This window comes from Bacillus paranthracis, from assembly GCF_001883995.1.
Taxonomy (GTDB): domain Bacteria; phylum Bacillota; class Bacilli; order Bacillales; family Bacillaceae_G; genus Bacillus_A; species Bacillus_A paranthracis.
The window spans coordinates 1-8424 of sequence record NZ_MACE01000002.1 but is presented as its reverse complement, the minus strand read 5'-3'; the positions used below and the strand labels follow the sequence as shown (position 1 = coordinate 8424).

Here is an 8424-nt window from a genome sequence, read left to right as displayed (position 1 = left end):
GACCTTGTCCCTGTGAGAGTAGGACGTCGCCAAGCAAGCTTAAGACGAGTCAGAATGACTCGTCTTTTTTGTATGCTTTCATGCCTCTGTTAATTGCTTGTTTAACTCCTTCTAAATAGGCAAAGCCATGCCTTTTATCTGGTTCTAAGTAAGTACCTTCTGCCCATTCATTCCACGCATTAATAAATAAAAACTCGCTGTTGTAAACAGAATAGGTGCGCTGGATTTGCTTACTTAAATATATCGTGAACTTCTCAGGAGTAGAGCCTACGAAAATGCTGCTATTTAAATCTTTGCGGCGTGCTGTGTTGTCCCAGTCAACAAAGGCACCGGGAAATGTTTTTTTCTCTGGAGGAGACCGCTTTAGTATATACATCCAAACTTTATCATAATCCCAAGCGTTTATTTGTTTACCAGACTCATATATTGTTTTATTTATGTCTGAAGAGCTATCATGAGCAATTGTATAAAAAGGCTCGAATTGAATGCTAGCATCGAACCCATTTATATTAGGAAGTGGGAAGCTGTTTAATGTTTCTACAAAGTATATACCTGCCAAACCATTTTCTTGTGCGAGTGTATTCCAGTAGTTAAGCATTTGCTCACAATTAGGTATATGCCCAGGACGATAAATAATGAATAGTGGTTTATTATCTATACGGATATACCTCTCATCTTGGAAAGCTTGTAATAAATAATCAAAGTGTTCTTTCCAATCCGATAACCCTCCGTAATTTTGAGGCATTAATATGTGACTATCAAGACCATCCCAAGTTTTTGTCCATGGTTCATTTGCCCAAGATAGGCAAAATGGAAAATCTGGTTCGCCCATCTGAAGTACCTCATTAAATGGTCTCTCCAATAGCCTCTTCCCTTTAAACCAGTAATGGTAATAACAAAAACCATATATGCCGTGTGCTTTGGCAATTTCTGCTTGCCATTTTCTTACGGATGGGGTGGTTAAGTCGTAATAAAAATCTTGATAAGGTTCTCTAGGTTGATAATGTCCTGAAAATAAAGGTCGTGCACTTTTAGTATTTGTCCATTCAGTAAAACCTTTTCCCCACCATCGGTCATTTTCTTTTATTTGATGAAACTGTGGTAAGTAAAAAGCAATTATTTTCAAGATATATCCCCCTTATGTGCTTCGTAGTTCAAGTGGTGGGAAGTTATTTTTGATTTTTCGAATCTAGTTAAAGCATGAGAACCGTTATTTACTTACTCTGTTTATGCCTCATAATGAATTTTTTTGTACAGTTTGCTTGATATGGAAATCTTTAATGATTTAATATATACGGCTGAAATATAAAATGATCTTCATTATACAATGAGCGAAAAGAGTTAATCTTTTTGGAGAACAAATAGGGCTTGGGGTAATCGGTTTGCATCATCGAAAAAGTCCCGCAGCTTTAAATACTTCTCATAGTGGTTTTTAATATAAGTTCTAGGTATAATGGTTTCCCCGTAGAAGCTACTATTTCTAACGTCTCCAGCTCCCGTAGGGCTGTGGACGAAATTGCCGCTTTCATAATCCGAGATGGCACGATTTATATCTGGAAAAGCTTGAGATAAAGTTTTATGCCATCCTGTCTGAATTAATTCAGGGTGTTCCTTAAATTGTTGACAGTAATCGAGAAAATAGCGCGCTTGTGTCGTGGCGATGAAGATTCCACCTGGACGAAGAATTCTTGAAAATTCCTTTATCCAATGTTCTGCAGTTTCTTCGGATAAATGTGAGAATACAGAATAAGCGAATATGATGTCCAATGAATTGTCACTAATAAATTCTACAGGAGGTTGTGGATTGGCGGTTTTATATATTCCTCTTCCTAACGTTTCATTGCAAATATTAATCATTGCTGGATCTACATCAATCCCAAGTAAATTTTCATCGCGAACATCTTTGAAAAAAAAGCGTATAATTCTTCCCCAGCCACAACCAAAGTCTAAAATTTTCCGTTCTTTATTCAAGGGAACGCTTAAATTATGGGCATATGTTTTTACAAGTCTATAAAACAAATATGCTTCATAAAGAGCATGTTCATAGGAAGCACCTACAAACTGTTGTTGAATTTCTTCAGGGGGGAACATAGGTACTGGGATACCATTTATCTTTGTTTGTGAGCAACTTTGTATAAATAGATGAAGAAGTTCAACATCAGAAAGCGGGCTAACAAGGTTATCAAAATCACTTCCTAACTTAAAATCATCCATTTGTTAACCTCCAAATTATATGGTGCCTAAAAATCATTTTCTTGTTTTCTACTAATAAAAACATGTAAAAATTCAGCATCTAAGCCTAGTGATTTATCCTTTTGTAAATAAACTAGGGTATACATATTTGCATGTGTATAAATATATTCAATCATATCTTGGCCCCAATCAAATGTTACTAAAGACCCATTCTCATCAATAGGATTTCCGTGATAAATTGGCTCTTCAATATACTCAATTCCATCCTCATTGATTCTTGCCCTTTGCAAAGTTTTGGGAAGTGTGTGGTACCAAGGGACAGTAAACACATGAGCACCGCCAGGCTTTAATACACGCTCTATTTCTTTAAAGGCTTTGTTTGGTTCCATTACATGTTCAAAGACATCTTGAGTAATGAACAAATCAAAAGATCCATTTTGGAAAGTCATGTTTTCTAAGTTCTCGCATCTAATCCCTTGAAAGTATTGGCCGAGAGGATAGTTTTTAAAGTATTGAGAGTATGTATAGTTTTTGCAGTTTTTTATTAGTAGTTGAGTTGTAATCCCCCCAGGTGAGGATTCGTGAATATGATAGGAACCCCATTTCGGAAAAAATGTATTTAAAACATGAATTAAAGCTCGCTGCCTTGGTATAGAGTGGCATGTAGAACATAAGTAGTGATCTCTAAGCCAATCGTTATGCTCTATAAATGTAGCTTCCTTCTCACAAATAACACAATATCCGTTATTATGTTTCAGATTACCTTCCACATGACATCACTCCTGTGTAAAAATATATATGGCACATGCGTCAATAATTAGTGAATTCAAAGAGGGTAGGTGAAATTTAGGGAATCTATAACAGTAAAATTGGTAGAAGGGAATAATTAGCAGGGGAGAACCCCTCTCTAATTAAAGTTTCAATTTATGCTATGCGATACATTCGCTTTTATTCATTGAAGAGTGTATCAATTTAAAATATCCCTTTTGTGTACGGATACATTTCAAAGTCTTGTGCATATATTTCTGTAACTAATGCCATTGTTTCTTCATCATAAAAACTTTTATATGTCGGAAAGCGAGGGAAGGCGGCATCTGTAATGCTGAGCTCTGCATAGCTTCCTGTATACATCATTTTATGAGAGCGATGATGATCTGAATTTGTAAGTAGCGCTAAATTAGATTTAACTAAATCGTACGTATGTTCTATTTTGGTGATTTGTGTATTAAAATCTTCTAAAGGAATATAGTGTTGGATGAAATTTTCTTCACCCGGAACGTATTGCTGACTAAAATGTATGTCCATTGCTACGGAATTGGGACCTAATGCTCGAACGTAATATAAAAATTGTTTAAATGATATTCCTCGGTTACTATATTTGTCATTATATAAATACTGGCGGATACTTTCCCATTGAGGAATTGCATATGGATTGTCAGCAAGTAATAAAAATGAGCTGACGGCCCTTGTATAGGGATTTCGTACAAGTTTACAAACAGCTTTTTCTGCTGTTAGAAGCCCATTTTGTAACTCTGGTATGTAGTTGGTGTTGTTTTTATATACCCAGAATTCATAGTAATGAATAAAGTCATGGTATTTCTTTGCTTCATTAAACAATCCGATTTGAAAAAAGAACCAATTAGCTAAAGTAGTACATCCGCTTCTATGGCTCCAGAATAGTATAAGGGGAAAGTCTTTATGGAAATGTGGGATTCGATCTTTATGTAGAATTACATGATTTAAAAGCTCTTGATTTACATTCTTCATACATGTAGTGCTCCTTTTTGAAAGTTTTATTTATGGAGAAGGAGAAAGCTTTTACTAATCCAATATATTCATAGGAATGAGTAAATATTATGAATGTTTTTTCGGACGGCTTAAATAAGGTAGTGATTCTAAAGGGAAAATATAAAATAAAGATAATGAAAATTTATAAGGGGCATACAATTATAAGAGACTCAATAATAGAATTGACTAAGTTTATTTATTTGTATTTCTAGGTGAGATAAGCAAAAATCTTATTACTAGAGAGGATATTATGCGGAAGAATAATTATTTAATAGTAGGTGGAAATAGTTTCATTGGTATTAACCTCGCATTAGGTTTATTGAAAAAAGGCCAAAATGTAAAAGTATTTTCCAGACATATAAATAATTTTCCTCAAAATATTATAAGTGAGGTTGAATTTATTAAAGGTGATTTAGCAAATGTTGAAGATATATATAAAGCCTTAGTGAATGTGGATATTATTATTTATTTAGCTGCAACGTCTAATGTAACAACTTCAATTGAAGATGTTTTCGGAGATATAAACAGTAGCCTTTTTTTTCTTAATTTCATGGAAAGTGCTAAAAATTTCCCCATTAAAAAAATCGTATTAGCATCTTCTGGAGGCACAGTTTATGGTGAACCGGAATATCTGCCTATTGATGAGGAACATCCATTAAAACCACTTTCTCCTTATGGAATAACAAAGGTGTCGCTTGAAAATTATTTGTACTTTTATAAGAAAAAATATGGAATGGACTATGTTGTATGTAGATATTCTAATCCGTATGGAAAATATCAAAACCCGTTAAAGAAAGTTGGAGCAATAAATTGTTTTTTGTATCAGCATCTCAGTAATGAAAAGATTAATATATATGGGAATCCACAAGAAATTATTCGAGATTATATTTATATCGATGATTTAGTGGAAGTTACTATACAACTATCGCAATTAAATCACTTGAAATTTTGTGTGTATAATATAGGCAGCGGAAAGGGTCTCTCTTTAAAACGAATTATAGTAGAATTGGAGAAATTAACGGAAAGAAAAGTGGACTTTATCTGCTATAAACAAAAGCAAGAAAACGTTCAAAAAATCATTTTAAATATAGATAGAGTAAGACGAGAATGTAATTGGGAACCGAAAGTGGATTTCAAAAGTGGAATTAGATTAAATAAGCTATGGATTGAAGAGTTCTTATATAGTAAAAAATAATAAGCCATGCCCTACTTCTGTATAAGTAGAGCGTGGTTTATTATTTTATTTCTTTTTTTATTACCCAAAGATCTTGATGTTCCCACCAAAAACCTTCAGTGTATTTTTTGATAATAGGATTATAAGGTAATAATTTAATTTTGTCACATACGTAAGAGGGGCTAACGATCGTTTGCCCATATTGATGAACATCTAAATCGAGTTGTTCGCTAGAGGGAAGAAACCAATAACCCCGTTCATTTAAAGCGGGAAAGCCGAAGTACTTTTTACTTTGATATCCATGAGTTGTGAAAATGAATAAGCCGCCAGGGGAAACAGCGTTATACAATGTCTGAAGCCAACGAAACCAAGTTGTATCAGGCATATGAGAAAAAAAGGATAGACAAAAAACGATATCATACGTAGACGAGGCTAATTTTACTTGTTCTGGTTCAGGGTGAGATAATAGAGATGAAGTATGTAATGTGTTTTTAATAAAAGTAATAGCCTCTTCGTGTATATCGCAAGTAGTTATACTTAAGTTCATTTGCTGATTTAATAAATGACGTGTTACGCAGCCATATCCGGATGCGAATTCTAATAATTGAATTGGAGTGTCTACAGGAGGATAAAAGGAAGTAATTAAATCTAAGAGTGTTTCTGCTGATTTTTTTCCATCTTTAAAATAATAATCTATTGCTTCTTTTTTAGATGGAAAGACTGGATTTGTGACAAGGAATTGAAAGATATGATCCTCTGGGTGGATATTTGCACTTACATTGTATTTTTGTGCAATTTGAGAAATCAAATGTTTATTTGCCTCTATAAATTCTTTCAAAGAGTAACACCCCTTAAATAATAGTAATGTCTTAAAAGAGCTACTGATGATAAAGAAAATATATAATTAAACCTTCAAATATGTTTCAAGGTACTTTCTATATGCATACATTTTCTTTTTTGAAATGTCGTCGATAGTAAAGGTGTCTTTAATGAAATTCTGCATTTGTACAACTTCACTGTAATGGGAATATGAATCTTCTGTTCTTGTTACGCTATTTGTATGTCGTCTATGATAGTTTAGAGGTTTTGGATTAAAATAAATGTTCCCCTCTTTAAGGAGAGAAACATAGAAAAACCAATCACCAGCTATTTTAAACTTTTGCAATTGTTTTGCTATTGTTTTTATATCTATGTTTTTAAAAACTACACTTGAGACATTAGGTATGGTGTTTTTGATAAATAACGTATCTTGTATTTCATCTATCCCTTTTCGGATATAAGAACTCTGCCATTTTTCCTTATCGATATCATTTGTGTAATTCAAATAATGATTGGCCAAGATATTTCCTTGTTCATCTATTTGTTTTGATTGTGTGTAGCTTAAGGCAACATCACTATCTATATGAAACCCTTGTATTACTTCTTCTAAAAATGTCTGATCACATAAGTCATCGGCCTCAGCAATCCAAATATAATCACCGGTTGCTGCAGAGACACCTTTTATCCATTGTTTAAATACAGAACCAGAATTTTTATCATTAATAATCTGCTGAACTTTCAGGTGGTGTTTATTTTCATTTGAGAGCAGCTTTTCAAATATAGATGCGCTATTGTCAGTAGAGGCATCGTCTAGGAAAATTAGTTCGTAAAGGGGATAGGTTTGATTTAATATTGATTTAACTCGTTCCGGTAAGTATTTTTCGTAATTATAGTTCGGTACAATAACGCTTATTTTTTTATAATTATGCTCAAGCAAGTTTAATAATTGATAAACGTAATCAAGAAAGTTGAAATCTCTTTCAATAAGTTCTTGGCCAAAGGTCCCTTTTTGTAATCGTAAATCTTCATTCCCGATAAGTTCATATATTCTTTCCAGCATCATAGGTAAGTTTAAATAGTCTACTAATGCGCCGGTTTGTTCCGTAACAACATCTTCAAAACCTCCAGCGTTTTTGAACCCTATAACAGGGACTTTTGTATCTAATGCTTCTAAAACTACGTTTGGAAAAGGATCTTCTCTTGAAGTTAATAAATATAAATCAGCACCGGCGTTATATAAACCGATATCTGGAGTTGGTTCCACTAATGTGAAATGTGCTGTATATCTTGGGGAGATTGTATTAAAAAAATGAACATCTGTTTTCCCAACCCAGATAAAATGAATATTCGTATGCATCTTTCTTACTGAGTAAGCAATAAGTGAGAATAAATCTATTCCTTTTCGATGATCAGCGAAACCTACCCCCAAGATGATTTTGCTATCGAGAGGCAGATTGTGCTTTTTTCGTAAATCGCTTCTCGCTTGTGCAATATTTTTCTTATAAGGATTATGGTTGAACAAGCCCTGAGGGAGAATGTGGCATTTTTGATGATCTAATTGGGTGATTGTACGGAATTTTTCATACACGTATTGTGAAGGGAAGACAATTTTGTGAGCAGATTGGGCAATGTTTCTTGCTTTTCCCTCAGCAGAGTACTGTTGTATTAAATGCGGCAATTCATGTATTAATGAAATAACTTTAATATTATGTTTAGCTAGTAATGCAACTATATCACCACTTATGACGGTACTACATATGGCGATGGTATAGTCTTTTAATAATAACTTCTTTATTAATAATTCGACTTTTTCTTCCGTTGGGTAGTCTTCCTCTAGGCAATAAACAGGACCATACTTTTGAAAATCGCGGATTAAAATACCGGTTCCAATAGAAATAATTGCGACGGAGTAATGAAAGTTTTCTTTAAGGGCTTTAATAGTATGTAAAGAAAGCAGCTGTGCTCCGTGGAAATGGGCATCATGGGATACATAAATGATTTTCTTATTAGCATGCATTTCATAACGCCTCCTAATGTAATTAGATTTTAGTAAATGTAGGATGTATTTATAATTCCTAGAGAGAAGTGGTAGGAGATAATTGTGAATGTAACCGAAATAAAAAAGCTACTTTTAATATATATTTGTGTGGCTTGATATTCATTCTTTATAAAGTAGAATCTGTCGATTATAAAAATGACTACACTAGTTTATTAATCTTTAGGGAAGGATTATAAAAATACGCTTTATAATTTATAAAATAAAAAGGATAAAAAGTATTGACGATTAGAGTACAGAAGTGTAATATAGAACAAGTCGCCGATGACAATAACGTCGAAAGCGACAAACGAAATAAAAAACTTAGTTGACATTAACTAACGAAGATGTTAACATAAGGAAGTCGCAAATGAGCGGCAGACAAGTTCTTTGAAAACTGAACGAAACAAACAAC

General features: G+C 33.5%; 7 protein-coding genes. 1 reads left to right on the top strand and 6 read right to left on the bottom strand.

What is annotated here, in order from left to right; all coding sequences use genetic code 11:
- Window positions 1-49: 49 nt before the first annotated feature.
- The 4 genes from BAQ46_RS00040 to BAQ46_RS00025 form a co-directional block, all read right to left on the bottom strand.
- Window positions 50-1126 carry a glycosyltransferase WbsX family protein gene (locus tag BAQ46_RS00040; RefSeq protein WP_000690993.1) on the bottom strand — a complete coding sequence of 359 codons (1077 nt, stop codon included), beginning with the start codon at window positions 1124-1126 and terminating at the stop codon, window positions 50-52.
- Between the two features lie 215 nt (window positions 1127-1341).
- Entirely contained in the window at window positions 1342-2214 is an 873-nt protein-coding gene (locus BAQ46_RS00035) for a class I SAM-dependent methyltransferase (RefSeq protein ID WP_071741419.1), read from the bottom strand.
- Window positions 2215-2240: 26 nt separating this feature from the next.
- The gene (locus BAQ46_RS00030) at window positions 2241-2963 is read right to left on the bottom strand and encodes a class I SAM-dependent methyltransferase (protein WP_048558004.1); all 723 of its coding nucleotides are present in this window, start codon (window positions 2961-2963) and stop codon (window positions 2241-2243) included.
- A 202-nt stretch (window positions 2964-3165) separates the two neighbouring features.
- Entirely contained in the window at window positions 3166-3960 is a 795-nt protein-coding gene (locus BAQ46_RS00025) for a sulfotransferase family 2 domain-containing protein (protein ID WP_000800261.1), read from the bottom strand.
- Between the two features lie 271 nt (window positions 3961-4231).
- Between BAQ46_RS00025 and BAQ46_RS00020 the strand changes: the two genes are divergently transcribed.
- On the top strand, window positions 4232-5176 hold the full coding sequence (locus tag BAQ46_RS00020) for an NAD-dependent epimerase/dehydratase family protein (protein WP_001230823.1): 945 nt from the start codon (window positions 4232-4234) through the stop codon (window positions 5174-5176).
- Between the two features lie 40 nt (window positions 5177-5216).
- Here BAQ46_RS00020 and BAQ46_RS00015 read toward each other — a convergent pair whose 3' ends face one another.
- Entirely contained in the window at window positions 5217-5993 is a 777-nt protein-coding gene (locus tag BAQ46_RS00015) for a class I SAM-dependent methyltransferase (RefSeq protein ID WP_000657503.1), read from the bottom strand.
- Window positions 5994-6059: 66 nt separating this feature from the next.
- Entirely contained in the window at window positions 6060-7991 is a 1932-nt protein-coding gene (locus BAQ46_RS00010) for a glycosyltransferase (protein WP_071741418.1), read from the bottom strand.
- Between the last annotated feature and the right edge of the window lie 433 nt (window positions 7992-8424).

What these genes read in the sequence shown, in the direction of transcription:
- BAQ46_RS00010 (WP_071741418.1), bottom strand. Translation starts at nt 7,991, where the DNA reads ATGCATGCTAATAAGAAAATCATTTATGTATCCCATGATGCCCATTTC.
- BAQ46_RS00020 (WP_001230823.1), top strand. Translation starts at nt 4,232, where the DNA reads ATGCGGAAGAATAATTATTTAATAGTAGGTGGAAATAGTTTCATTGGT.
- BAQ46_RS00035 (WP_071741419.1), bottom strand. Translation starts at nt 2,214, where the DNA reads ATGGATGATTTTAAGTTAGGAAGTGATTTTGATAACCTTGTTAGCCCG.
- BAQ46_RS00025 (WP_000800261.1), bottom strand. Translation starts at nt 3,960, where the DNA reads ATGAAGAATGTAAATCAAGAGCTTTTAAATCATGTAATTCTACATAAA.